We start from the raw sequence: 22567 nt of genomic DNA, 5'->3' as shown, positions 1-22567 counted from the left end.
CGGGAGGGCATGCTGTCGGCCAAGGAGAATCAGCATTTGCGCGAGATCATTTTCGACACCGAAACCACAGGCCTCGACAACCGCGAGGACCGCGTGATCGAAATCGGCGCGATCGAGATGATCAATCGCTTTCCGACCGGCAACACCTTCCACAAATACATCAACCCGCAGGGGCGACAGGTTCACCCGGACGCGCAGGATGTGCATGGCATCTCCAACGCCGACCTCGAGGGCAAGCCGACTTTTCCCGAGATCATCGACGAGTTCATCGAGTTCATCGATGGCGCCAAGCTTGTCGCCCATAACGGCACTTTCGATATTGGCTTCATCAATGCCGAATTCGCCCGGCTCGACCAGCCGGCGATCGAGCCCGACCGCCTGATCGACACGCTGGCGCTTGCTCGCCGCAAGCATCCGATGGGCCCGAACTCGCTCGACGCGTTATGCCGGCGCTATGGTATCGACAACAGCCGCCGCACCAAACACGGTGCCTTGCTCGATTCCGAGCTTCTGGCCGAGGTCTATATCGAACTGATCGGCGGCAAGCAGTCGGCGCTGGTGCTGGAGAATTTCTCGTCGGCCAATGGCGGCGGCAATACGAGGCAGATCGAGATTGTCGTCGCCGTACGCCCCGAGCCGTTGCCGCCGCGCCTGACCGAGGCTGAACTTGCCGCCCACGACAAGCTCGTCGGCGGCCTTGGTGAAAAGGCCCTTTGGGCCAAACTGCTTTCACCAGCCGAATAGAACTGACCCCAACGAAAAAGCCCGGCGCAGAGGCCGGGCTTTCGATTGATAACGCTTGAAGGCGTAGTCTTAGCTGACCTTGACCTTGGAAGCGGCCTGTTCCTCGGCGATCTTCTGCTGGAACATCTGGGCGAAATCGATCGGGTCGAGCATAAGCGGCGGGAAGCCGCCGTTGCGGGTCGCTTCGGCAATGATCTGGCGAGCGAACGGGAACAGCAGGCGCGGGCACTCGATGAAGAGCAGCGGCAGCATGTGCTCCTGCGGGAAGCCGTCGATGCGGAACACGCCGCCATACACCAGCTCGACGTTGAACAGCACATCCTTGTCGAAGGCAGCCTTCGCGCTCAACGTCAGGTTGACGTCGAACTGCTTGTCCGTCATCGGGTTGGCGTTGACGTTGACGTTGATGTTGATGCCAGGGGCCTTATCGCGGCCGCGCAGCGAATTCGGAGCGCCGGGGCTTTCGAAGGAAAGGTCCTTCACATACTGCGCCAGCACGTTGAGCGTGGGCTGCTGCGCATTACCGTTGCCGTTGGCGCCTTCCGGCGCTTCATTCGTGGCCATTAGCCCATGTCCTCTTGGCTTGGCCGCGAAGCGGCCCGGATTGGAATCCGCGGTTCGCTAGCACGCTCGGCATGCCAAGACAAGGTTTTGCCGGCGTGGGGAGCCTTCGACTACTCGTCGCGGATCGAGCGCCACGGCGAATTGGGGTCAGGCTGGCGCGTGAAGTCATCCTCGTCGAGGTCGATGGTTTTGCCACCGGCCGGACCGCCGCGGCGGGCAAAGCCGCCGAAGTCGGTGCTGAAGCGCACCCGCTTGCTGAGAAAGCGCCAGGCCAGCGCCCGCACCGGCGGCAGGAACAGCAGGATGCCGATGATGTCGCTGATGAAGCCCGGGATCAAAAGCAGGATGCCGGCCAGCACGATCATCGCGCCATTGGCCAGTTCCTTGGAAGGATCGCGGCCAGCATCCATTTCCTTGCGGATCCGGGTCATGACGCCGAAACCCTGGACGCGCAGCAGGATCGACCCGACGATGCCGCTGAGCAGGATCAGGCCGATTGTCGCAAGCACGCCGATTTCGCTGCCGACCACCACAAAGCCGGCAATCTCGAGCAAAGGCAGGGCAAGGAGCAGGAGGGGCAGCATGAAGAGCGTCGATCCGTCCGGTTTGAGTTGACGTGACAGCCAGATGCGGTCACAGGCATAGTGCATACATCTTTAGATAGGGTGCTGCGCCTTTAATTTGAATGATTGGCGCATGCGTTCTATATGCAAGGGCTACGGGCGCGGCACAGATGCGGCGCCGGCGAATGGCACATAAGCTGGCTTCGGCCGCGAACAAGGGACGGATCGGCGGAAGATATGGAATTCTTCGATTTCGGCACGATTTTCTTTCTGATCGCAGCGGTCGTGATCTTCTTTCAGCTGCGTAACGTGCTTGGACGCCGCACTGGCAACGAACGTCCCCCCTTCGATCCTTACACTGCAGCCCGCAGCAAGCCGCAGGACGCCAATGGCAAGCCTGAGAACGTCGTGTCGCTGCCGCAGCGCAAGCGCGCTCCGGGCGAGGCTGCCGACGATGCTTATGTCGCGATCGACGCTTTCGCCAAGCCGGGCACCGACCTGAACAAGGGCCTGCGCGCCATCAAGGATGCCGACGCTTCCTTCGAGCCCAAGGGCTTCGTCGATGGCGCCAAGATGGCCTACGAGATGATCGTCATGGCCTATGCCGACGGTGACCGCAAGACGCTCAAGAACCTCCTGTCGCGTGAAGTCTTCGACGGCTTCGTCGCGGCCATCGCCGATCGCGAGGGCCGTTCGGAGAAGATCCAGTCCTCCTTCGTCGGCATCGACAAGGCCGACATCGTCTCGGCCGAGATGAAGGGCGGTGAGGCACATGTGACGTTGCGTATCGTCTCGGAGCTGATTTCGGCGACCCGCGACAAGGCTGGCGAGGTTATCGACGGCGATCCGGAGACGGTGGCCGAGGTCAAGGACGTCTGGACTTTCGCCCGTGACACCCGCTCGCGCGATCCGAACTGGAAGCTCGTCGCCACCGAGGAAGAAGACTGATCGCGCGTGGCGGGCGAAGCCCGTGCTGCTCTCGCCCGCATTCACTCCGGTCGGTTTCGCCGACCTGCCGGGCTGGCATGAAGATGACCAGTTGGATGCCTTCGAGGCCTTCTGTCTCTCTGCTTTCCACGTCCTGACCAAACCCTACCGCAGCGGCGCCCTCGGCGTCGCTTTCGACGCTTTTGGCCCAGCCTATGCCGAGGCGCGCGAAAAGCCGGCTGCCAATGGCAGCGAAGCCCGCGCGTTCTTCGAGCGCCATTTCCAGCCTGCCCTCGTCGCACCCGAAGACCGCGACCATGGCCTCGTCACCGGCTTTTATGAGCCTGACGTTGAGGCCTCTCCTGTTCGCACCGACACATTTTCCGTGCCGCTGCTGGCGCGCCCAGGCGATCTCGTCGATGTCGATGACGCCAATCGACCCGCCGGCATGGACCCCTACCTCGCTTTTGCCAGGAACACACCGGACGGGCTGATCGAGTATTTCGACCGCCCCGCGATTGAACAGGGTGCGTTGTCGGGTCAAGGATTGGAGATCGCCTGGGTCGCTGATCCGGTCGACGTGTTCTTCGTCCATGTCCAGGGCGCTGCCCGGCTGAACATGATCGATGGGTCGCTGCGTCGCGTGACCTATGCCGCCAAATCCGGCCAGCGCTTCACCGGTCCGGGTGGAATTCTCGCCAAGATTGGCGAAATCCCGCTCGAACTGGTGACGATGCAATCGATCCGGGCCTGGTTCAAAGCCAATCCTCACCGTGTCGATGAGATCCTTTGGCAGAATCGGTCCTACATCTTCTTCCGGCAGGCCGAGGTGGATGATGCAATGCTGGGTCCGATCGCCGCCGCGAAAGTGCCGCTGACGCCTGGCCGTTCGGTTGCTGTCGACCGTTTGCTGCACACCTTCGGCACGCCGTTTCATATCGTCGCCCCCGGTCTCACCGCATTCGGCGGCAAACCCTTCGCCCGGCTGATGATCGCCCAGGACACGGGTTCCGCGATAACGGGCCCGGCGCGTGGCGACCTGTTTGCCGGTTCCGGCTTCGCGGCGGGCGAAGTCGCCGGCGTCGTCCGCAACGATGCTGATTTCTTCGCGCTTCTGCCGAAATCCCTGATCGTCGGGGCTCAGTCATGAGCTCGCGCCGCGACCGCAAGCTGAGCGACGAAGAACGCGTGCTGTGGAACGTCATCGCCCGCACCACCGCGCCGCTCAAGGGCAGGCGCGCGGTCGAGATCCCGGAAATTCCCGCAGCACAGCAGGAAAAACCGGCGGCAGCTCCCGCTCCGGCGGTGCAGGCACAGGTGGCGGCGGCGCCGACGCTGCCGAAGCGGCAGTATGTCGCCCATACGCTCGATGTTCCGACACGCGACAAACTCTCCAAGGGCCGCCTGCCGATTGAGGGGCGGGTCGACCTGCACGGAATGACCCAGGACGAGGCCTATTCGCTGCTGTATGCCTTCTTGAGTCGCGCACATGCCGGCGGCCTGCGCTACGTGCTGGTCATCACCGGCAAGGGCAATTCGAAGGGCGGCGACGGCGTTTTGAAGCGCATGGTTCCGGCCTGGCTGGATACAGCTCCCTTTCGCATGCTGATTTCGAGCCAGGACCATGCCGAGCGCCACCATGGCGGCTCCGGCGCGCTTTACATCAGGATCAGGCGGAGGCTCGGTGCATGACGCCGCTTGGCGAACGCATCCGCGAACTCCGGCGCGAACGCGGCGTCAGCCAGAAGGACATGGCCGCTGGCATCGGTGTCAGCGCCGCTTATCTCTCAGCCCTCGAGCATGGCCATCGTGGTGTGCCGACCTGGGCGATGATCCAGAAGATCATCGGCTACTTCAACGTCATCTGGGATGATGCCGAGGAGTTGCAGAAGTTGGCCGAGGGCTCGCATCCACGGGTGGTCGTCGACACGGCAGGATTGTCGCCGGCAGCAACCGAGCTTGCCAACCTCATGGCCGAAGCGATCGACGAACTGAACGATGTTGAACTGGCGGCACTGAATGCGCAGGTCCGCGAGGCGATCGCGCGCAAGAAGCGCAGGTAGTCCCGCCTAGAACAACGCCTCGAGCTCAGCCAAGCGGTCGTTGACCAGCCAGCCGTAATAGTTTTCTTCGGGCAGTTTTGCCGGCTCGCCGGCCGCCTGGCGCCGCTCGTTCTCGGCTTTCAGCGCATAGGCACGGGCTTCTGGGCTGCCGACATTGTAGAGCGTCGCAGTCAATCCGGGATTCTGCGAAATATCGAAGCCGGCGATGTTCCTGTAGGCGTCGATCGACGTCTTCAGTGTCGCAGCGACGTAAGGCAGCGTCAGGTCGGGATCCATGATCGTCTTGTAGACGGCATTCGGATCGCGCTCGTCGAGCTTGGGCAGACCGGAAACCTTGTGAACCTCGTCGCTCATCTGCAGCGCGGTCAGCGGGTTGAGCTGGCCGATGCCGAAAGTCTGGCCGGCATAGAAGGGCTGGAAGAAGGTGGCGCTGAAGCGGTCATTGGGAAAGCTGGTGCCGCTCACGTTCTTGCCGCGGAAATGCTGGTTCCAGACGTGCTCGCGGCATTCCCAGAGATCGTAGCTGCCCGACTTGCCGGCGCAATCGGCGAATTCGGGTCGCTTGATGAAATCGGATATATCCTCGCCTTCGTAAGCGAAGCGCAGCTTGCTGGAGAGGTAGGAAACAGCCTTGACGTAGTAGGTCTGCAGCCGGTCGTAGGCGTCGACATTATAGGTGTGCTCGCCGACGATGGCGCCGACGATATGCATCGGGTCGATGCCGTAGGCGTTAGCTACCGTCCTGATCTTGCCGCGCAACTCGGCGTCGTTCTGCAGCAGCGCATAGACCTTGCGGTACTTGGCGTCGAAGGTCGTCTTGCCGGCCTTGGTGCGCTTGGACGAGGCGCCCGGAACATCGGGCTGTTCGGCATGGACGTTACCGGCCGCGACGATGGTCGTCGCCGACGCCTGCGGAATGGCGAAAGCCGTCGCCAGAAGAAATGCCGAGAAAAATACGCGTTTCATGTGCTGCTGTTTGCCCAAGCGTTGTCAGGGCAAACTAGGAAATGCCCCAGGCTTAGTCGAGGATATTGTCTCCGCCCGGTGGCGAAAGGTGGCCGGATGGAACCATTCGGCCACATGTTCCGCTAACACTGCAAAGTCGAGCCGGCCCGTTTTCCGAGCGGCCGGAGCTGATGTCAGAGGATGAAGCGCGACAGGTCGGTGTTCCTCGAGAGGTCGCCGACATGCTTCTGCACATAGGCTGCATCGATCTTCACCGTGGTGCCGTTGCGATCCGGCGCATCGTAGGAGATCTCGTCGAGCACGCGCTCCATCACCGTCTGCAGGCGACGTGCGCCGATGTTCTCGACGCTGGCGTTGAGGTCGACGGCAATGCCGGCGAGCGCGTCGATGGCGTCGTCGGTGAACTCAAGGTTGACGCCTTCGGTCTCCATCAGGGCGATGTACTGCTTGATCAGGCTCGCCTCGGTTTCGGTCAGGATGCGGCGGAAGTCGTCCTTTTCCAGCGCCCGAAGCTCGACGCGGATCGGCAGGCGGCCCTGCAGTTCCGGGAGAAGGTCCGAGGGCTTGGAGACGTGGAAAGCACCGGAGGCGATAAACAGGATGTGGTCGGTCTTCACCGGCCCATACTTGGTCGCAACCGTCGTGCCTTCGACGAGCGGCAGCAGATCCCGCTGAACGCCTTCACGTGACGGACCGCCATGGACGTCGCCGCGCGCGATCTTGTCGATTTCGTCCAGGAAGACGATGCCTTCGTTCTCGGTCACTTCGAGCGCCCGGCGAACCACCTCGTCCTGGTCGAGCAGCTTGTCGGACTCGTCGCCGATCAGTAGCGCATAGGATTCCTTGACGGTCGTCTTACGCGACTTGGTGCGCTGGCCGCCCATCGCCTTCTGCAGCATATCGTTGATGTTGAGCACGCCGATATTGCCGCCGGGCATGCCGGGAATGTCGAAGCCGGGCATGCCGCCATTGCCGGTGTCGGCGACCTGGACCTCGATTTCCTTGTCGTCGAGCTCGCCGTCGCGCAGCTTCTTGCGGAACGAGTCGCGGGTGGCCGGGCTGGCCGTCTTGCCGACGAGGGCTTCGAGCACGCGTTCCTCGGCGTTGACGTGGGCACGTGCCTTGACGTCCTCGCGCATCTTTTCGCGCACCAGGCCGATGGCGATTTCGACCAGGTCGCGGATGATCTGCTCGACGTCGCGGCCGACATAGCCGACCTCGGTGAACTTGGTCGCCTCAACCTTGACGAAGGGCGCGCCGGCCAGCTTGGCCAGGCGGCGCGAGATCTCGGTCTTGCCGACGCCGGTGGGTCCGATCATCAGGATATTCTTGGGCATGACCTCTTCGCGCATCTGGCCTTCCAACTGCTGGCGGCGCCAGCGGTTGCGCAGGGCGATGGCCACGGCGCGCTTGGCGTCCTTCTGGCCGATGATGAAGCGGTCGAGTTCTGAAACGATCTCACGGGGGGAGAATGTGGACATGTCGATACTCTCGATACTCAGTTGGGGCTTATGTATGGGCTGGAAGCCGGCGCGCAAGGGCGCCAGGCAGCAGTGACAGAAGGGTCCGGCGCAGCGCATGCCAGCCGGCACTGAGCAGCAGCACCAGTGCGCCGAGCACCAGCATGGTCAACGGCACGACGCTGTCCGACAGCCCCGCTTTGACGACCAGGGCGCCAAAGGCAAAGCCGGCATAGGACAGGCCCGAGACAAGGATTGCGCGCCTGTCGACAACGAGCGCGACCAACGCCAGTCCGACGAACATCGCAAGGATGCTCCACGCCGGTACGACGTCGGAACCGGGCTCGCCGACGAGGCCGCTGATCAGCGGGTGCACGATCAGCGGTGCCGCCAACATATGCAGCCAGAACGCGACGTCGGTGCGCCGCGTTTGGCGTTGCGGATCGCTCAGGTCGAAGTGCATGGCGAGCGTGAAGACGGCCAGGCCGCAGGCCAGCAGCAATGGCTTGGCCGCCTCCTCGGCGAAGTCTGGCGCCAGCATGAACAACAGGCCAACGGCCGAAGCGACGAGGGCTGCCACGCCGGCTGCGATCGTCACCGGCACCCGGAAGCGCCGGTAGTGCAATGCGGTTGCCGCGGCGGTCACGGGCCCGGCGACAACGATCGGCAAGCCGCCGTGGTTGCCGAGACCCATGCCGAAGCTGAGGCTGGGATTGAAGGCTTCCGCAACCGTCGAAAAGATTGCTCCTGCATAGACCAGAAGCAATACGATGCTGGGCAGCGCCATGCGCTGCCGGCGGGTGAAATACTCGGCCAGAAGCCAGCTCGCCGTAGCGATGACGGCGGACATGCCGGCATTGCCGATCATGTTGGCGGAGAAATAGCCCAGGGCGCCGAGAAACAGGCCCAGACCGATGGTCACGAAGATGTCGCTGAAGCCGCTGATGAAGCGGAACTTCTCGTCATCATGCGGTTCGGCATCCCTCGCCGGGGTCCTGGCCTGTTCCAGGTCGCGCAGACCTTGCGCCTGTTGGGCCGTCACCAGGCCGCTTTCGACCGCGGTTTGCAGCGCGTCTGGTGATATGGCGAGCATTTCCTGCGCTGCCTGAGGCCTGTTCATGCGTCGAAATCCTCTTCGGCATCACGCGCCATCATCAGGGCCGGACCATATTCGGAGGTCCGCGTGTCGAAAGCCACGAAGCCGGCCTTTTCATAGGCCCGGATCGCCCGCTTGTTGTCGGGATGCGGGTCGATGATGACGCGCGGGACGCCCTCCTCGAACAGTTCTTCGACGAACTGCGCGAGGATCGCCGAGCCATGCCCCCTGCCGATCAGCCCCGGTACGCCGATCGTCAGGTCGACGCCGAGCGTGCCGAAGGGCTGGTCCTGGTAGGGATGGTCGTCCTCCATATGCGGATCGTAGCTCTGGAGGTAGCCTATCGGCTTGCCGTCCAGCTCGATGATCAGCGGTTCGACCGAGATGCTGTCGATGTGCTCCTTGATCAGCGCGATCTCGGTCTCGGGATCGTCCCACCACTCAGCGACATGCGGCTCGGCGAGCCACTCGGCGAGGATAGCCAAGTCGTCCAGCTCGACGGATCGGAATGTGTAGGACGTCATACAAACCCCTTACTTCAAAGCATTCGTCTGATGGAGAAGCATCCAGGCAAAAAAACTTGCTTGCACTGCCTGCAGGACTACAAGCGCGATAAGCCCGCATTTCAAACGCCGCTCGCGCCTGCGACGCTTCCTGCCATCGGCAAGATCCACGTCGTCCTGACGGAATTTTGCAGCGTCCGGCCCCATCCACGAGGCGATGTTGGCTTCGGCCGTGGCCAGGCGTGCCCGCCAATCACGCACCAGCGCGACATGCTCGACGGGCGTCAGCCGCTCTGTCCAGAGCTCGTCGAGTGGGGCGAGCACCGGGTCGCGCGGCGAAACGGGAGCGGGTACCCAGGGCTTCGAGGGCGTGTAGTGCACGATCCTGATCGCCTGGTCCTGGGCCTGCGCGCGCACGAGCGCATGGGCGCGCAGGAAGTTAAGCCCCTGTGGCAACTGCCGCCAGTTGGGAAAGAAGGCGTTGAGGATGCCCTGGTCGCCGTCCCCCACCGAAAGTTCCGGCAGCCGTTGAAAGAGCCCGCGACTGATTTCGGCGGATGGCGTGAAGGCGAAGACACCCGCATTGAAGGCGGGTGTCTTGTAGTTGATGAAGAGATCGGGCACCGCTACGAAGCCCTCACCGTCGAAGAGATCGTCTATAGGCTGAAGCACGAGGCAGTCTGCATCGATGAAGGCGACGCGCGCCGGCCGGGTCAGCGAAAAGACCCATAGCTTGCTGAGCGTCACCGCGAGATGCTGCGCATCGGCAGGGAAGGCGTGGCCGAGGCGCACCAATGGTGGCACCTCAAGGAATGCCACGTCGTCGGCCTCGACATCGGGTACGAAATCACCCTGCGTAAGGACAAGAATGGGGACGTCGCTGACCTTCCGCAGCGAGCGAACAAGCGCGGACAGGCCCATTGCGAAGTCCGGCGTAGCGAGCGTCACGAACAGCCTGTCGTAGCCGCGGTTGGCGAGCCACCCGGCGACGACCGCGTCGATCGCTTGCCCAACCCGCTCGCATGCCGAGAAGTTACGGTCGTCGACCGGCGCAAGATCGAACCGGTCAGGCAGTCGCAGTGCCCTGCGCTGCGGAGGCAGGGTCGCGCCCGCGGAACAGGTTGCGCCGCCCGTGCTCATGCAGCGTCGAGCGTCTCAACCACGAAACTGTGGTTGGTGTAGACGCAGATGTCGGCGGCGATCTGCATCGCCTTGCGGGCGATCTCCTCTGCGTCCTTGTCGGTGTCCATCAAGGCGCGTGCCGCGGCGAGCGCATAGTTGCCGCCCGAGCCGATGGCCATCACGCCGAATTCCGGCTCCAGCACGTCGCCGGTTCCGGTCAGTGCCAGCGAAACGTCCTTGTCGGCCACCAGCATCATTGCTTCGAGGCGGCGCAGGTAGCGGTCGGTGCGCCAGTCCTTGGCGAGCTCGACGCAGGCGCGCGTCAGCTGATCGGGATATTGTTCGAGCTTGGATTCGAGGCGCTCAAGCAAGGTGAAAGCGTCGGCGGTGGCGCCGGCAAAACCGGCGATCACGTTGCCCTTGCCGAGGCGACGGACCTTGCGGGCGTTGCCCTTCATGATGGTCTGGCCGAGGCTGACCTGGCCGTCACCGGCGATGACCACCTTGTTGCCCTTGCGCACGGTCACGATCGTCGTGGCGTGCATGCTCTGTTCGTTGGACATATGTTGCTCCGATGGCGCGCGGCCCCTCTTTGGCGGCTTGCGCGTTACGAGTGGAAGTTGGCGTCTTATGTATGACGCGGCGCAAGGATTGCAAATCGTCACGCCGCATCACGAAATGCCCTTTCGCGGCGATTGGCAACCGGCCGAACATGCTGTTATTAGCATCTCGTTTTTGAGGACAAGGATCCGCCAATGGCCCCCCGTTCCGCCGAAGTCAGCCGCAAGACCAAGGAAACCGAGATTTCGGTTTCGGTCCATGTCGACGGCACCGGCCGTTCGGAGATGGCCACCGGCGTTGGCTTCTTCGACCATATGCTCGACCAGCTCTCCAGGCATTCGCTGATCGACATGAAGGTCTCCGCCAAGGGCGACCTGCACATCGACGATCACCATACCGTCGAGGATTGCGGCATCGCCATCGGTCAAGCGCTGTCCAAGGCGCTCGGCGACCGCCGCGGCATCATGCGCTATGCCTCGATCGACCTTGCCATGGACGAGACGCTGACGCGCGCTGCAATTGACGTGTCGGGCCGGCCTTTCCTGGTCTGGAACGTCAATTTCTCGGCGCCCAAGATCGGTAGCTTCGATACCGAGCTGGTGCGGGAGTTCTTCCAGGCGCTGGCCCAGAACGCCGGCATCACGCTGCACGTCACCAATCATTATGGCGCCAACAACCATCACATCGCCGAAACCTGCTTCAAATCAGTAGCGCGTGCATTGCGTGTGGCTCTTGAAAGCGATCCGCGCCAGCCTGACGCAGTACCCTCGACCAAGGGCAGCCTGAAGGGATAGCCATGGCCATCCATGTCGTCATGGAGCCGCCTGCCTCGGCAGGAAAAAATGCTTCGGAAGGTGCAGTCTTCGTCCGCGACGGCTTCTACTTCTTCGGCTTCATCGCCCCGCTGCTTTGGATGCTGTGGCACCGTCTCTGGCTCCTGGCGGCAGTGACCTTTGCGGTCACCCTCGCACTCGGCGCCGTCGGCGAGTGGACCGGGCTGATCGCTGCCGTGCCGCTTCTGTCGCTGCTCATCTCGCTCTATGTCGGGCTCGAAGGCGGTGCGCTCAGGGTTGCTGCCCTTCGCCGCGCCGGTTGGCATCAGTGGGGCGTGATCGAGGCCGACACCATCGAGGACGCCGAGATACGCTACCTCTATGCGGCCGACGACGGCGCTGAAGAAATCCAGCCGCCGCCCGTTACCATCGCCCCCGCCGCATCGCCGCGCCTACAGCAATCGGGTGCGGCGCTCGGCCTCCTGCACTATCCTGGAAGACACTGACATGCGCGTCGCCATCATCGACTACGGTTCGGGCAACCTGCGCTCGGCAACCAAGGCCTTCGAACGCGCCGCCCACGAGGCCGGCATTGCGGCTGAGATCGAACTGACCGCCGATGCCGATCGCGTGCGTTCCGCTGACCGCATTGTGCTGCCCGGCGTCGGCGCCTATGCCGATTGTGCCCGCGGCCTGCGCGCCGTCGACGGCATGTGGGAAGCGGTCGAGGAGGTCGCCATCCGCAAGGCGCATCCCTTCCTCGGTATCTGCGTCGGCATGCAGCTGATGTCCGAGCGCGGGCTCGAAAAGACCGTCACCGAGGGCTTCGGCTGGATATCAGGCGACGTGAAGGAGATCACGCCGACTGACCCGAAGCTCAAGATTCCGCAGATCGGCTGGAACACGATTCACGTGAAACACGACCACCCGGTCTTCAATGGCATCGCCACCGGGGCGCAAGGGCTGCACGCCTATTTCGTGCATTCCTACCATCTCGATGCCGACAAAGAGAAGGAAGTGCTGGCGACCGCCGACTATGGCGGCAGGGTCACAGCAGCGGTTGCGCGCGACAACCTTGTCGGCACCCAGTTTCATCCCGAAAAGAGCCAGGCGCTTGGCCTCGGCCTCATTGCCAATTTCCTGAGGTGGAAGCCATGACGACGAAGAAGGGCTACTGGATGGCGATGGTCGAGATCACCGACCCCGAGGCCTATCCGGCCTACATCGCAGCCAACCTTGCGGCGATCGCCCCTTATGGCGCCAAGCTTCTGGTGCGCGGCGGCCAGTACGACCAGCCGGAAGGCCCGACCGGCAACCGCCATGTCCTGGTCGAGTTCGACTCCTACGACCAGGCGATAGCCTGCTACCACTCACCCGCATACCAGGAGGTGGTGAAGCTTCGCCACGCCGCCTCCGTCGGCAAGTTCGTCATCGTCGAAGGCGTCTGAGCATGATCCTTTTCCCCGCCATCGACCTCAAGGATGGCCAGTGCGTGCGCCTCAAGCTCGGCGACATGGACCAGGCAACCATCTACAACAACGATCCGGGCGCCCAGGCGAAAGCCTTCGAGGACCAGGGTTTCGAATGGCTGCACGTGGTCGACCTCAACGGCGCCTTCGCCGGCGAGAGCGTCAATGGCGCTGCCGTCGAGGCGATCCTCAAGACGACGAAGAACCCGGTCCAGCTCGGTGGCGGCATCCGTTCGCTCGCCGATATCGAGAGCTGGCTGGACAAGGGCCTCGCCCGCGTCATCCTCGGCACCGTCGCGGTGCGCAACCCTGACCTGGTCAAGGAAGCCTGCAGGAAATTCCCGGGCAAGGTTGCCGTCGGCATCGACGCCAAGGGCGGCAAGGTCGCCGTCGAGGGTTGGGCCGAAGCATCGAGCCTCGGTGTCGTCGAGCTGGCCAGGAAGTTCGAGGGCGCCGGTGTCGCCGCCATCATCTACACCGACATCGACCGCGACGGCGTTTTGGCCGGCATCAACTGGGATTCGACCATCGACCTCGCCGAGGCGGTGTCGATCCCTGTCATCGCCTCGGGCGGCCTCGCCTCGCTCGCCGACATCGTGCGCATGACCATGCCCGACGCGAAGAAGCTTGAAGGCGCCATCTCCGGCCGCGCGCTTTATGACGGCCGCATCGACCCGGCCCAGGCGCTGGCGATCCTGCGCGGCACGCTCAAGCCCGAGCCGGGCCTTTTCGAGGAACGGAAATGACCCTCAAAGCGCGCGTTATTCCGTGTCTGGACGTGAAGGACGGTCGCGTCGTCAAGGGCGTCAACTTTGTCGATCTGATCGACGCCGGCGATCCTGTCGAGGCCGCCAAGGCCTATGATGCTGCCGGTGCCGACGAGCTTTGCTTCCTCGACATCACCGCCTCGTCCGACAATCGCGAGACCATCTTCGACGTTATCGCCCGCACCGCCGAGCAGTGCTTCATGCCGCTGACCGTCGGCGGCGGCGTGCGCCAGGTCGCCGACATCCGCAAGCTGCTGCTCGCCGGTGCCGACAAGGTGTCGATCAACACGGCTGCGGTGAAGAACCCGTCCTTCGTCGCCGAGGCCGCCGACAAGTTCGGCAACCAGTGCATCGTCGTCGCCATCGACGCCAAGAGGGTATCCGAGGCCAACGAAGCCGACCGTTGGGAGATCTTCACCCATGGCGGCCGCGAGCGCACCGGGATCGACGCCGTGGAGTTCGCCCGCAAGGTCGTCGATCTCGGCGCCGGCGAAATCCTGCTGACGTCGATGGACCGAGACGGCACCAAGATCGGCTACGATATCGCATTGACCCGCGCCGTTGCCGACGCGGTGCGTGCGCCGGTCATCGCCTCGGGCGGCGTCGGCAACCTCGACCACATGGTCGCAGGCATTCGTGATGGCCATGCCACCGCTGTGCTTGCCGCCTCGATCTTCCATTTCGGCACCTACACCATTGCCGAGGCCAAGGCGCACATGGCAAAAGCGGGCTTGCCGATGCGGCTCGATCCCATTGGTTGATTAGCATGATCCCGAAAAGTGGAAACCGGTTTTCGGAAAAGATCATGCTACAACAAATAGATAGACTGCAGAGGCCCGGATGAGCGCATTCACCCTTTCCGATCTGGAAAAGATCGTCGCCGAACGCGCCCGCTCGGGCGACGCCAGTTCCTGGACCGCCAAGCTCTACCACTCGGGCATGGAGCGCGCGGCCAAAAAGCTCGGGGAAGAGGCGGTCGAGACAGTCATCGCCGCGGTCAAGGGCGATGACGCGGCGCTGATTTCGGAAAGTGCCGATCTCCTTTATCATTGGCTCGTCGTGCTGGCAGTCGCCGGCATTCCGATGGTTGAAGTGATGACCGAGCTGGAGCGGCGCACCTCGCAATCCGGAATTGCCGAAAAGGCCTCGCGTAAGAACGACGGCTGACCCCTAGTCAGGACCTGCAGGGAAGATTCGATGGATCAGCTTGCCCCGACGGACAAATACTCCCCCTACTGGTTCTTCAAAGCCGAGCATTGGGCCGGCTTCGGCGCCGACATGTCTATGACGCTGACCCAGGACGAGGTTGCAAGGTTGAGCTCGATGTACGAGCCGATCGACCTCGAGGAAGTCCGTCGCATCTATCTTTCGCTGTCGCGTCTGCTGTCGGCGCATGTCGAGACCAGCCAGCAACTGTTCCGCCAACGCCAGCGCTTCTTCAACTCGGAGAAGAAGGGCACCAAGACGCCGTTCATCATCGGCATGGCCGGGTCGGTCGCAGTCGGCAAGTCGACCACGGCGCGTATCCTGAAAGAGCTGCTCACCCGCTGGCCGTCGAGCCCGAAGGTCGATCTGGTCACCACCGACGGCTTCCTCTATCCCAACGAGGTGCTTCGTCGCGACAATTTGATGGAGCGCAAGGGTTTTCCCGACAGCTATGACGTCGGTGCGCTGCTGCGGTTCCTCTCGGCCATCAAGTCGGGCCAGCCTAATGTCCGCGCGCCGGTCTATTCACACCTGACCTATGACGTCATGCCCGGTGAGTTCGTCACCGTCGATCGGCCCGATATCCTGATCTTCGAGGGCATCAACGTGCTGCAGCCGCGCGAACTGCCCAAGGATGGCAAGTTCGTTCCGTTCGTCTCCGACTTCTTCGATTTTTCGATCTACATCGACGCCGACGAACAGATCATCCACGAGTGGTACATCGATCGCTTCATGCGGCTGCGCGAGACCGCTTTCCGCAATCCGCAATCCTTCTTCCATCGCTATTCGCAGCTGTCGGAAGATGCGGCGCGCGCCATCGCCGAAGGGCTGTGGGCCAACATCAATCTGAAGAACCTGCGCGAGAACATCCTGCCGACGCGCCCGCGTGCTGACCTGATCCTCAAGAAAGGCGCCGGCCATCTGGTCGAGGAAGTGGCGATCCGAAAACTCTGATGTCTCTTTTCCGGCCCGGCGATCACGCCGGCTTCGTCACCCGCCGGAGCGTCAGGTTGATCCGCCCACCCTGTTTCAGCAGGGCCGATGTCATCGGATAGATGCGGTCGACGCCGTGGAAGGCGAGCCGCCCCTCCCCGCCAAGCACCACCACGTCGCCGCTTTCCAGTCGGAACGAAACCGTCCTGTCGTCGCGCCTGGTACCGCCGACCCGAAACAGGCAAGCGTCACCCAGCGACACCGAGACCACAGGCGCATCGAACTCACGCTCGTCGCGATCCTGGTGCAGGCCCATCTTGGCCGCGTCGGTGTAGAAATTGACGAGGCAGGCTTCAGGCGGATGCGGGTAGCCTGACACCTCGCGCCATAGCGCAAGTAGCGTCTCGGGTATCGGCGGCCATGCTTCCCCCGTCACCGGGTGCTCGGGCTGGTAGCGATAGCCACGCTCCTTGTCGGTGACCCAGCCAAGCGAACCGCAATTGGTCATGCGCACGCTCATTTCCTTGCCGGTCCTCGGCATGGCGGGTGTGTAGAGCGGCGCTGCCTTCACCACCTCGCGGATGCTTTCGACCAGGCCTTCCTGCACTTCGCGTGAGAGAAAGCCGGGCATGTGGCGGACGCCTTTGGGCAATACGAGCACGTATGAGCTGCCTTGTTCGATCTTGCCGTCCATAATGCCGCCTGAAACGCAGAACGGCGACCCGAAAGCCGCCGTTCGCATGAACCGGGTGTGCCGGGATCAGGCGGTTGCGATATCGGGAATGCGCAGCACCTGGCCGGGATATATCTTGTCTGGGTGCGTCAGCATCGGCTTGTTGGCTTCGAAGATGACGGTGTATTTCGCCGCCTTGCCCTTGCCGTACTGGGCCTCGGCGATCTTCGACAGGTTGTCGCCCTTCTTGACGGTGTAGAACACCGGCGCCTTGGCCGGCGTTGCCGCCTTGACCAGTTCGGTCATGTCGACGTTGCCGTCGAGCTTGAGGCCGGAGTCAGGCGCCACGACCTTGAGCTCGTCGGCTTGCACCTTGGAAACGCCGAGCGTGTTGCCGACGGCAATGACCGCTTTTTCGAAGATCGACTGGTCCTTGACCACGCCCGTCAGCACGGCGGTGTCGCCCTTGACCACGACCTGTACGTTGTCGGTGCCGAGCTTGTGCGAATCGAGCTCTTTCTTCAGCGTGTCGGCGCTTGGCGCCTCGTCGTCCCCGAAACCAAGCTTCTTGCCGACATTCTTGACGAAATCGAACATGCCCATTCGTGGTCTCCCTTGCTGTGGCATTCGCCCGGAGATTGGCACCTGCAAAGTCAAATTGGAAGCAGGATCGGTACTTGGGGGTCAATCGCCGTCGACACGCCCGCGCAACTTCTTGACTGTCGAGCGCCCGGATTTGGTCTTCAGCCTGCGCTCGACCGAACCCTTTGTCGGTTTGGTCTTCTTGCGCGGCGGCGGCGGCGGCTCTGCCGCCCTGGCGACGAGCGCGGTCAGCCTGGCGCGCGCATCGGCCCGGTTCTGCTCCTGCGTTCGGTAGCGTCCGGCCTCGATGACGATGACGCCGTCCTTGGTCGCCTTCTGCCCGGCGAGCTTGATCGTGCGTTCGCGCACGCGCTCGGGCAACCCCGGCGCATTGGCTGCGTCGAAGCGGAGCTGCACGGCTGTTGCCACCTTGTTGACGTTCTGGCCGCCCGGCCCCGAGGATCGAATGAAGTTCTCCTCGAGGTCATCGGGATGGATGACCACGTCGTTGGCGATGAAAATCTTGTCGTCGGCGCTCATGCGTGAAGTCATGCCGTGCCGGCGCGCAAAAGAAAAGGCCCGGCGCTAAGCCGGGCCTTTCGATGATTGCTGCGGCGTTGGCCTGATTACTCGGCAGCTTCGCGCACCTGCGGGGCAGCGCCGAGCACCGAGGCATCGACATGGCTTTCGAACTTGCCGAAATTGTCGACGAACATCGACACCAGCTTCTTGGCCTGGCGGTCATAGGCAGCACCGTCGGCCCAGGTCGAACGCGGGTCGAGGATCTTGCTGTCGACACCGGGCACCGAGACCGGAACGGCGAAGCCGAAATTCCCATCGGTGCGGAACTCGACCGAATTCAGCGAGCCGTCGAGCGCTGCCGACAGCAGTGCGCGGGTCGCCTTGATAGGCATGCGCGAGCCCGTGCCATAGGCACCGCCGGTCCAGCCTGTGTTGACCAGCCAGCAGTCGACATTGTGCTCGGCGATCAACTGGCGCAGCAGGTTGCCGTACTCGCTGGGGTGGCGCGGCATGAAGGGTGCGCCGAAGCAGGTCGAGAAGGTTGCTTCGGGTTCGGTCACACCTCGCTCGGTGCCGGCGACCTTGGCCGTGTAGCCCGACAGGAAGTGGTACATCGCCTGCGCCGGGGTCAATTTGGCGATGGGCGGCATGACGCCGAAGGCATCCGCCGTCAGCATGATGATGTTCTTCGGGTGGCTCGCCTGGCCGCTGGCGCTGGCATTCGGGATGAAGTCGAGCGGATAGGCGCAGCGGGTGTTTTCGGTGCGCGAGCCGTCGTCGAAGTCGGGAACGCGGTTCTCGTCCAGCACGACGTTCTCGAGCACGGTGCCGAAACGCTGGGTGGTGGCGAAGATTTCCGGTTCTGCCTCGGCAGACAGACGGATCGTCTTGGCGTAGCAACCGCCTTCGAAGTTGAAGATGCCGTCCGGGCCCCAGCCGTGCTCGTCGTCGCCGATCAGTGTGCGCTTTGGGTCGGCCGACAGCGTGGTCTTGCCGGTACCCGACAGGCCGAAGAACACGGCGGCGTCGCCGTCAGGACCTTCATTGGCCGAGCAGTGCATCGGCATCACGCCCTTGGTCGGCAGCAGGTAGTTGAGCGCCGTGAATACCGACTTCTTCATCTCGCCGGCATAGGCGGTGCCGCCGATCAGCACGATCATGCGGGTCAGGTCGACGGCGATCACGGTCTCGGTGCGGGTACCGTGGCGGGCCGGGTCGGCGCGGAAGGACGGCAGGTCGATAATCGTCATCTCGGGCACGAAGCTGGCAAGCTCGGCTGCCGTCGGACGGATCAGCAGGTTGCGGATGAACATCGAGTGCCAGGCGAATTCGGTGACGACGCGCGTCGGCAGGCATAGCGAACGGTCGGCGCCGCCGATCAGGTCCTGGACATAGAGGTCCTTGTCGGCCGCCTGGGCCAGGAAATCGGCGTGCAGCGCGTCGAACTGGGCGCGGCTGATCGGCTTGTTGTTGTCCCACCAGACATGGGCTTCGGTGTTTTCGTCGCGCACGACGAACTTGTCCTTGGGCGAACGGCCGGTGTGCTGGCCGGTCTCGGCGACGAGCGCACCGTGGGCGGTCAGCCGGGCCTCGCCGCGGCGGATCGCTTCTTCGGTGAGAAATGCAGCGCCAAAGTTGTAACGGACGGTGCCCGACGTCTTGAGCCCTGCCGTTTCGATCCCGCAGGCGGGATTTCGCTTACCGGTTTCGGTCATTTAGTGAAGCCTCGTAGCCATGACGCTGTGTCCGGTCTGCGGGCCGGACGCCGCTGTCCCAACGGGACTGAGGCAGGCTCAAACAGAAAAGATCAGCGATATCAAATCATTAATCGATTTAAAAATTTTGAAATTTGTTCTAAATCGTTTAAATGGTGTGCAAGCGCCCACCGGTCCACACTAGATCGGCAGTTTTTTGTTCGAGCTTTGGCGCCACCGCCCCATATAAGGCAAGCACAAGGCATGGCGGTTGCGCTCCCCTCGAACGGAGGCTATGCCACATTTTGTACCTAATTTGTCCTGCACAAGCCCTGCTCTAAGCAGGAAGGGACACCCGCTCATGAGGGAGCCGCTGGAAATGGCAACGATCGCGCTTGTCGACGACGACCGCAACATTTTGACATCGGTTTCGATTGCACTCGAGTCCGAGGGCTATCGCGTCGAGACCTATACGGATGGTGCGTCGGCGCTCGAAGGGCTGGCCGCGCGTCCGCCGAACCTCGCCATCCTCGACATCAAGATGCCGCGAATGGACGGCATGGAGCTGTTGCGCCGGCTGCGCCAGAAGACCGACCTGCCGGTGATCTTCCTGACCTCCAAGGATGACGAGATCGACGAGCTCTTCGGTCTCAAGATGGGCGCCGACGATTTTATCCGCAAACCGTTCTCGCAGCGTCTGCTGGTCGAACGCGTCCGCGCCGTGTTGCGCCGGGCAAGCGCCCGCGAGGCAGCGACCAAGGCGCCGACGCAGCAGGCTCGTTCGCTTGAGCGCGGCCAGCTGGTGATGGACCAGGAGCGTCACACCTGCACCTGGAAGGGCGAGCCGGTCGTGCTCACCGTCACCGAATTCCTGATCCTGCACTCGCTGGCGCAACGCCCGGGCGTGGTCAAGAGCCGCGACGCCCTGATGGATTCGGCTTATGATGAGCAGGTCTATGTCGATGACCGCACTATCGACAGCCACATCAAGCGCCTGCGCAAGAAGTTCAAGGCTGTCGACGACGACTTCGAGATGATCGAAACTCTCTATGGTGTCGGCTACAGATTCCGCGAAGCGTGATATCGGCGAGGGCTGAGATCACATGGCGATGGACGCAGAGATCAGGAAGCCGGCGGCCGCCTCCAGGCGGCCGCGCGGGCGCTTGCTGTTTCTCGACCGCGCCCGGATCCGCCTGAGCCGCCTGCTCGGCCACTACTTCTTCTCGAGCCTGACCCGCCGCATCCTGTTTCTCAATCTCGCCGGCCTGGCGGTGCTGGTCGCGGGTATCTTCTACCTCAATGCGTTTCGCGGCGCGCTGATCGAGGCGCGTGTCGAAAGCCTGATGACGCAGGGCGGCATCATCGCCGGCGCCATTGCCTCTTCGGCGACAGTTGAAACCGACGCCATCAGGATTGATCCGGAGAAGCTGCTCGAGTTGCAGGCGGGCGAGAGCCTTGGCCCCGGCACCGACCAGCTCGACAGCCTCGACTTCCCGATCAACCCGGAGCGCGTCGCCCCGCTTCTGCGCCGGGTCATCTCTCCGACCCGCACCCGTGCCCGGATCTACGACCGCGACGCCAATCTTTTGCTCGACTCGCGCCACCAGATCCTGCGCTACGACCTGCCGCCGGTGGAGGAAGAAGAGCCGACGCTGATCGAGCGCGCGCAGAAGTTCATCTTCGACTTCTTCGTCGACAGCTCCCTGCCGGTCTACAAGGAACAGCCGGGCGGCAATGGTGCTGCCTTCCCAGAAGTCGTCCAGGCTCTGACCGGTGGCCCGGCGACCATCGTGCGCGTCAGCGAGCAGGGCGAGCAGATCGTCTCCGTCGCCGTTCCGATCCAGCGTTTCCGCGCTGTTCTCGGCGTATTGATGCTGTCGACTGAAGGCGGCGACATCGACAAGATCGTGGCGGCCGAGCAAAAGGCCATCCTGCGCGTCTTCGGCGTCGCGGCACTCGTCACCGCCATCCTATCGATGGTGCTGGCATCGACGATCGCCACGCCGCTGCGCCGCCTCTCGGCCGCCGCCAATCGCGTCCGCCGCGGTGGCAAGAACCGCGAAGAGATCCCTGATTTCTCCGACCGCCAGGATGAGATCGGCAATCTGTCGGTCGCCGTGCGCGACATGACCAACGCGCTTTATGCCCGCATCGAGGCGATCGAGAGTTTTGCCGCCGACGTCAGCCACGAACTCAAGAACCCGCTGACCTCGCTGCGCAGTGCCGTCGAGACCTTGCCGCTCGCCAAGAATGAAAGTTCGCGGGCGCGCCTGATGGAGGTCATCCAGCACGACGTGCGCCGGCTCGACCGGCTGATCACCGACATTTCCGACGCCTCGCGCCTTGACGCCGAACTGGCCCGCGAAGATGCGAGCAAAGTCGACCTCAAGAAGTTCATCGGCGATCTGGTCGCGGTGTCGCGTGAGACCGGCCGCCACAAGAAGCCGGTCGAGATCGAATTCACGCCCGCCAAGCTGCCAGCCGGCGTGAAGAACTACAACGTCGCCGGCCATGATCTGCGCATCGGCCAGGTCATCACCAACCTGATCGAAAACGCCCGCTCCTTCGTGCCCGACGAGCATGGCCACATCGCCATTTCGCTGGCGCGGGTCGGCAAGTTCAACGTCATCACCGTCGAGGACAACGGTCCCGGCATCCGCGCAGAGAACATCGACCGCATCTTCGAGCGCTTCTACACCGACAGGCCCGCCGGCGAAGCCTTCGGCCAGAATTCCGGCCTCGGCCTGTCGATCAGCCGCCAGATCGTCGAAGCCCATGGCGGCACGCTGAGGGCCGAAAACATTACCGGCACCAAGCCGGGCGAGCTCAAGGGCGCCCGTTTCATCGTTGCCTTCCCTGCCGAAAGCTGAACCGTGACGCAGACCAACATGCATGCGACAGCGGTTGTGCTTGGCGATCGCGGCGTGCTGATTGCCGGACCGTCAGGCTCCGGCAAATCGTCGCTCGCCCTGGCGCTGGTCGAGAGATTCCGTGCCGGCGGCCGTTTCGCCCGACTGATCTCCGACGACCAGGTGTTCCTTTCGGCTCATCAGGGCCGGCTCGTCTGCCATGCGCCGCCTACGATCGCCGGTCTCCTCGAAATCAGGGGGCTGGGCCCCATTCCTGCCGAATATGAGGCCGCCACGACGGTCGACCTGCTTGTCAGGCTTGTTCCGGCCAGCGATGTGGAACGGCTGCCCGAGGATGCAAGCGAGCGCCTCCTGGGTTGTAGACTGCCCAGGCTATTGCTCGCTCAGCGCGAAATCGTCGTGTCCGCACCCGTGCTGCTCGCAGCACTCGGTGCCCGGTTTCTGGCCTGAGGCTGCCCAACATTTTTGCTGCATTGCGTCAAAATGGCATGTCGTGCCGTAAATTGGGG

General features: G+C 63.1%; 28 protein-coding genes. 16 read left to right on the top strand and 12 right to left on the bottom strand.

Features of this window, described 5'->3' with window-relative positions; translation table 11 throughout:
- The first annotated feature begins 36 nt into the window (after window positions 1–36).
- A complete protein-coding gene (gene dnaQ, locus DY201_RS03615) occupies window positions 37–744 on the top strand; it encodes a DNA polymerase III subunit epsilon (protein WP_115733567.1) in 708 nt (235 codons plus the stop codon).
- A gap of 69 nt (window positions 745–813) precedes the next feature.
- On the opposite strand, the gene secB is transcribed toward dnaQ, so the two are convergent.
- Both secB and DY201_RS03605 read right to left on the bottom strand, forming a co-directional pair.
- Entirely contained in the window at window positions 814–1308 is a 495-nt protein-coding gene (secB, locus tag DY201_RS03610) for a protein-export chaperone SecB (RefSeq protein ID WP_067955790.1), read from the bottom strand.
- Between the two features lie 110 nt (window positions 1309–1418).
- The gene (locus tag DY201_RS03605) at window positions 1419–1892 is read right to left on the bottom strand and encodes an FxsA family protein (protein ID WP_067965892.1); all 474 of its coding nucleotides are present in this window, start codon (window positions 1890–1892) and stop codon (window positions 1419–1421) included.
- Between the two features lie 216 nt (window positions 1893–2108).
- Between DY201_RS03605 and DY201_RS03600 the strand changes: the two genes are divergently transcribed.
- From DY201_RS03600 to DY201_RS03585, 4 genes are read left to right on the top strand one after another with little or no spacing between them, the layout of a single operon-like run.
- Window positions 2109–2819: a Tim44/TimA family putative adaptor protein gene (locus DY201_RS03600; RefSeq protein ID WP_115730019.1), complete on the top strand. Its 711-nt coding sequence runs from the start codon at window positions 2109–2111 to the stop codon at window positions 2817–2819.
- A 22-nt stretch (window positions 2820–2841) separates the two neighbouring features.
- The gene (gene mltA, locus DY201_RS03595; protein WP_115730018.1) at window positions 2842–3948 is read left to right on the top strand and encodes a murein transglycosylase A; all 1107 of its coding nucleotides are present in this window, start codon (window positions 2842–2844) and stop codon (window positions 3946–3948) included.
- Window positions 3945–4490, top strand: coding sequence for a Smr/MutS family protein (locus DY201_RS03590; RefSeq protein ID WP_115730017.1), 546 nt, complete (start codon window positions 3945–3947; stop codon window positions 4488–4490). The genes mltA and DY201_RS03590 overlap by 4 nt, the downstream gene beginning before the upstream one ends.
- Window positions 4487–4861, top strand: a complete 375-nt coding sequence (locus DY201_RS03585) for a helix-turn-helix domain-containing protein (RefSeq protein WP_115730016.1) — start codon at window positions 4487–4489, stop codon at window positions 4859–4861. Before DY201_RS03590 ends, DY201_RS03585 begins: the two co-directional genes overlap by 4 nt.
- Window positions 4862–4867: 6 nt before the next feature.
- Here DY201_RS03585 and DY201_RS03580 read toward each other — a convergent pair whose 3' ends face one another.
- From DY201_RS03580 to hslV, 6 genes are all read right to left on the bottom strand, one after another.
- Window positions 4868–5827, bottom strand: coding sequence for a DUF1402 family protein (locus tag DY201_RS03580; RefSeq protein WP_115733566.1), 960 nt, complete (start codon window positions 5825–5827; stop codon window positions 4868–4870).
- A 173-nt stretch (window positions 5828–6000) separates the two neighbouring features.
- Window positions 6001–7308 (bottom strand): ATP-dependent protease ATPase subunit HslU, encoded by a 1308-nt coding sequence (gene hslU, locus DY201_RS03575; protein ID WP_115730015.1) that lies wholly within the window; start codon window positions 7306–7308, stop codon window positions 6001–6003.
- Window positions 7309–7336: 28 nt separating this feature from the next.
- Window positions 7337–8407, bottom strand: coding sequence for a hypothetical protein (locus tag DY201_RS03570; protein ID WP_172582914.1), 1071 nt, complete (start codon window positions 8405–8407; stop codon window positions 7337–7339).
- Window positions 8404–8907: a GNAT family N-acetyltransferase gene (locus DY201_RS03565; protein ID WP_115730014.1), complete on the bottom strand. Its 504-nt coding sequence runs from the start codon at window positions 8905–8907 to the stop codon at window positions 8404–8406. Before DY201_RS03565 ends, DY201_RS03570 begins: the two co-directional genes overlap by 4 nt.
- Before the next feature lie 9 nt (window positions 8908–8916).
- Window positions 8917–10026, bottom strand: a complete 1110-nt coding sequence (locus DY201_RS03560; RefSeq protein ID WP_115730013.1) for a glycosyltransferase family protein — start codon at window positions 10024–10026, stop codon at window positions 8917–8919.
- Window positions 10023–10571: an ATP-dependent protease subunit HslV gene (hslV, locus tag DY201_RS03555; RefSeq protein WP_115730012.1), complete on the bottom strand. Its 549-nt coding sequence runs from the start codon at window positions 10569–10571 to the stop codon at window positions 10023–10025. Before hslV ends, DY201_RS03560 begins: the two co-directional genes overlap by 4 nt.
- Before the next feature lie 192 nt (window positions 10572–10763).
- On the opposite strand from hslV, the gene hisB reads away from it, so the two are divergent.
- The 8 genes from hisB to coaA all read left to right on the top strand — a co-directional run bounded on the left by hisB (window position 10764) and on the right by coaA (window position 15738).
- The gene (gene hisB, locus DY201_RS03550) at window positions 10764–11363 is read left to right on the top strand and encodes an imidazoleglycerol-phosphate dehydratase HisB (protein WP_115730011.1); all 600 of its coding nucleotides are present in this window, start codon (window positions 10764–10766) and stop codon (window positions 11361–11363) included.
- 2 nt (window positions 11364–11365) lie between these two features.
- Window positions 11366–11848 carry a DUF2628 domain-containing protein gene (locus tag DY201_RS03545; protein ID WP_115730010.1) on the top strand — a complete coding sequence of 161 codons (483 nt, stop codon included), beginning with the start codon at window positions 11366–11368 and terminating at the stop codon, window positions 11846–11848.
- Between the two features lies 1 nt (window position 11849).
- Window positions 11850–12500, top strand: a complete 651-nt coding sequence (gene hisH / locus DY201_RS03540) for an imidazole glycerol phosphate synthase subunit HisH (protein WP_115730009.1) — start codon at window positions 11850–11852, stop codon at window positions 12498–12500.
- On the top strand, window positions 12497–12790 hold the full coding sequence (locus DY201_RS03535) for a DUF1330 domain-containing protein (protein WP_115730008.1): 294 nt from the start codon (window positions 12497–12499) through the stop codon (window positions 12788–12790). Before hisH ends, DY201_RS03535 begins: the two co-directional genes overlap by 4 nt.
- Before the next feature lie 2 nt (window positions 12791–12792).
- Window positions 12793–13557 carry a 1-(5-phosphoribosyl)-5-[(5-phosphoribosylamino)methylideneamino]imidazole-4-carboxamide isomerase gene (gene hisA / locus DY201_RS03530; RefSeq protein ID WP_115730007.1) on the top strand — a complete coding sequence of 255 codons (765 nt, stop codon included), beginning with the start codon at window positions 12793–12795 and terminating at the stop codon, window positions 13555–13557.
- Window positions 13554–14339, top strand: a complete 786-nt coding sequence (gene hisF, locus DY201_RS03525; RefSeq protein WP_115730006.1) for an imidazole glycerol phosphate synthase subunit HisF — start codon at window positions 13554–13556, stop codon at window positions 14337–14339. Before hisA ends, hisF begins: the two co-directional genes overlap by 4 nt.
- Before the next feature lie 79 nt (window positions 14340–14418).
- The gene (locus DY201_RS03520; protein ID WP_115730005.1) at window positions 14419–14745 is read left to right on the top strand and encodes a phosphoribosyl-ATP diphosphatase; all 327 of its coding nucleotides are present in this window, start codon (window positions 14419–14421) and stop codon (window positions 14743–14745) included.
- A gap of 30 nt (window positions 14746–14775) precedes the next feature.
- The gene (gene coaA / locus DY201_RS03515) at window positions 14776–15738 is read left to right on the top strand and encodes a type I pantothenate kinase (RefSeq protein ID WP_115730004.1); all 963 of its coding nucleotides are present in this window, start codon (window positions 14776–14778) and stop codon (window positions 15736–15738) included.
- A 22-nt stretch (window positions 15739–15760) separates the two neighbouring features.
- On the opposite strand, the gene DY201_RS03510 is transcribed toward coaA, so the two are convergent.
- The 4 genes from DY201_RS03510 to DY201_RS03495 form a co-directional block, all read right to left on the bottom strand.
- Entirely contained in the window at window positions 15761–16378 is a 618-nt protein-coding gene (locus DY201_RS03510; protein ID WP_115733564.1) for an alpha-ketoglutarate-dependent dioxygenase AlkB family protein, read from the bottom strand.
- Between the two features lie 99 nt (window positions 16379–16477).
- Window positions 16478–16993, bottom strand: a complete 516-nt coding sequence (gene lysM, locus DY201_RS03505) for a peptidoglycan-binding protein LysM (RefSeq protein WP_115730003.1) — start codon at window positions 16991–16993, stop codon at window positions 16478–16480.
- Between the two features lie 81 nt (window positions 16994–17074).
- A complete protein-coding gene (gene arfB, locus DY201_RS03500; RefSeq protein ID WP_115730002.1) occupies window positions 17075–17512 on the bottom strand; it encodes an alternative ribosome rescue aminoacyl-tRNA hydrolase ArfB in 438 nt (145 codons plus the stop codon).
- Between the two features lie 86 nt (window positions 17513–17598).
- A complete protein-coding gene (locus DY201_RS03495) occupies window positions 17599–19209 on the bottom strand; it encodes a phosphoenolpyruvate carboxykinase (RefSeq protein ID WP_115730001.1) in 1611 nt (536 codons plus the stop codon).
- 358 nt (window positions 19210–19567) lie between these two features.
- On the opposite strand from DY201_RS03495, the gene DY201_RS03490 reads away from it, so the two are divergent.
- The 3 genes from DY201_RS03490 to DY201_RS03480 are packed head-to-tail and all read left to right on the top strand — an operon-like array spanning window position 19568 to window position 22508.
- Complete coding sequence (locus tag DY201_RS03490) at window positions 19568–20269, top strand: response regulator transcription factor (protein WP_109578295.1); 702 nt, start codon at window positions 19568–19570, stop codon at window positions 20267–20269.
- Between the two features lie 22 nt (window positions 20270–20291).
- A complete protein-coding gene (locus DY201_RS03485) occupies window positions 20292–22058 on the top strand; it encodes a sensor histidine kinase (protein WP_115730000.1) in 1767 nt (588 codons plus the stop codon).
- 3 nt (window positions 22059–22061) lie between these two features.
- Entirely contained in the window at window positions 22062–22508 is a 447-nt protein-coding gene (locus DY201_RS03480; RefSeq protein WP_115729999.1) for an HPr kinase/phosphorylase, read from the top strand.
- Window positions 22509–22567: the final 59 nt, after the last annotated feature.

It is taken from the genome of Aminobacter aminovorans, assembly GCF_900445235.1.
In the GTDB taxonomy this organism is placed as follows: Bacteria; Pseudomonadota; Alphaproteobacteria; order Rhizobiales; family Rhizobiaceae; genus Aminobacter; species Aminobacter aminovorans.
Note: the sequence above shows the minus strand (reverse complement) of the source record. Positions and strands in the feature narration are given on the sequence as shown.

Coding starts and splice junctions, on each gene's coding strand:
- secB (WP_067955790.1), bottom strand. CDS start 1,308: ATGGCCACGAATGAAGCGCCGGAAGGCGCCAACGGCAACGGTAATGCG.
- DY201_RS03605 (WP_067965892.1), bottom strand. CDS start 1,892: ATGCTGCCCCTCCTGCTCCTTGCCCTGCCTTTGCTCGAGATTGCCGGC.
- DY201_RS03600 (WP_115730019.1), top strand. CDS start 2,109: ATGGAATTCTTCGATTTCGGCACGATTTTCTTTCTGATCGCAGCGGTC.
- DY201_RS03590 (WP_115730017.1), top strand. CDS start 3,945: ATGAGCTCGCGCCGCGACCGCAAGCTGAGCGACGAAGAACGCGTGCTG.
- DY201_RS03585 (WP_115730016.1), top strand. CDS start 4,487: ATGACGCCGCTTGGCGAACGCATCCGCGAACTCCGGCGCGAACGCGGC.
- DY201_RS03580 (WP_115733566.1), bottom strand. CDS start 5,827: ATGAAACGCGTATTTTTCTCGGCATTTCTTCTGGCGACGGCTTTCGCC.
- hslU (WP_115730015.1), bottom strand. CDS start 7,308: ATGTCCACATTCTCCCCCCGTGAGATCGTTTCAGAACTCGACCGCTTC.
- DY201_RS03570 (WP_172582914.1), bottom strand. CDS start 8,407: ATGAACAGGCCTCAGGCAGCGCAGGAAATGCTCGCCATATCACCAGAC.
- DY201_RS03565 (WP_115730014.1), bottom strand. CDS start 8,907: ATGACGTCCTACACATTCCGATCCGTCGAGCTGGACGACTTGGCTATC.
- DY201_RS03560 (WP_115730013.1), bottom strand. CDS start 10,026: ATGAGCACGGGCGGCGCAACCTGTTCCGCGGGCGCGACCCTGCCTCCG.
- hslV (WP_115730012.1), bottom strand. CDS start 10,571: ATGTCCAACGAACAGAGCATGCACGCCACGACGATCGTGACCGTGCGC.
- hisB (WP_115730011.1), top strand. CDS start 10,764: ATGGCCCCCCGTTCCGCCGAAGTCAGCCGCAAGACCAAGGAAACCGAG.
- DY201_RS03545 (WP_115730010.1), top strand. CDS start 11,366: ATGGCCATCCATGTCGTCATGGAGCCGCCTGCCTCGGCAGGAAAAAAT.
- hisH (WP_115730009.1), top strand. CDS start 11,850: ATGCGCGTCGCCATCATCGACTACGGTTCGGGCAACCTGCGCTCGGCA.
- DY201_RS03535 (WP_115730008.1), top strand. CDS start 12,497: ATGACGACGAAGAAGGGCTACTGGATGGCGATGGTCGAGATCACCGAC.
- hisA (WP_115730007.1), top strand. CDS start 12,793: ATGATCCTTTTCCCCGCCATCGACCTCAAGGATGGCCAGTGCGTGCGC.
- hisF (WP_115730006.1), top strand. CDS start 13,554: ATGACCCTCAAAGCGCGCGTTATTCCGTGTCTGGACGTGAAGGACGGT.
- DY201_RS03520 (WP_115730005.1), top strand. CDS start 14,419: ATGAGCGCATTCACCCTTTCCGATCTGGAAAAGATCGTCGCCGAACGC.
- coaA (WP_115730004.1), top strand. CDS start 14,776: ATGGATCAGCTTGCCCCGACGGACAAATACTCCCCCTACTGGTTCTTC.
- lysM (WP_115730003.1), bottom strand. CDS start 16,993: ATGGGCATGTTCGATTTCGTCAAGAATGTCGGCAAGAAGCTTGGTTTC.
- arfB (WP_115730002.1), bottom strand. CDS start 17,512: ATGAGCGCCGACGACAAGATTTTCATCGCCAACGACGTGGTCATCCAT.
- DY201_RS03495 (WP_115730001.1), bottom strand. CDS start 19,209: ATGACCGAAACCGGTAAGCGAAATCCCGCCTGCGGGATCGAAACGGCA.
- DY201_RS03490 (WP_109578295.1), top strand. CDS start 19,568: ATGGCAACGATCGCGCTTGTCGACGACGACCGCAACATTTTGACATCG.
- DY201_RS03485 (WP_115730000.1), top strand. CDS start 20,292: ATGGCGATGGACGCAGAGATCAGGAAGCCGGCGGCCGCCTCCAGGCGG.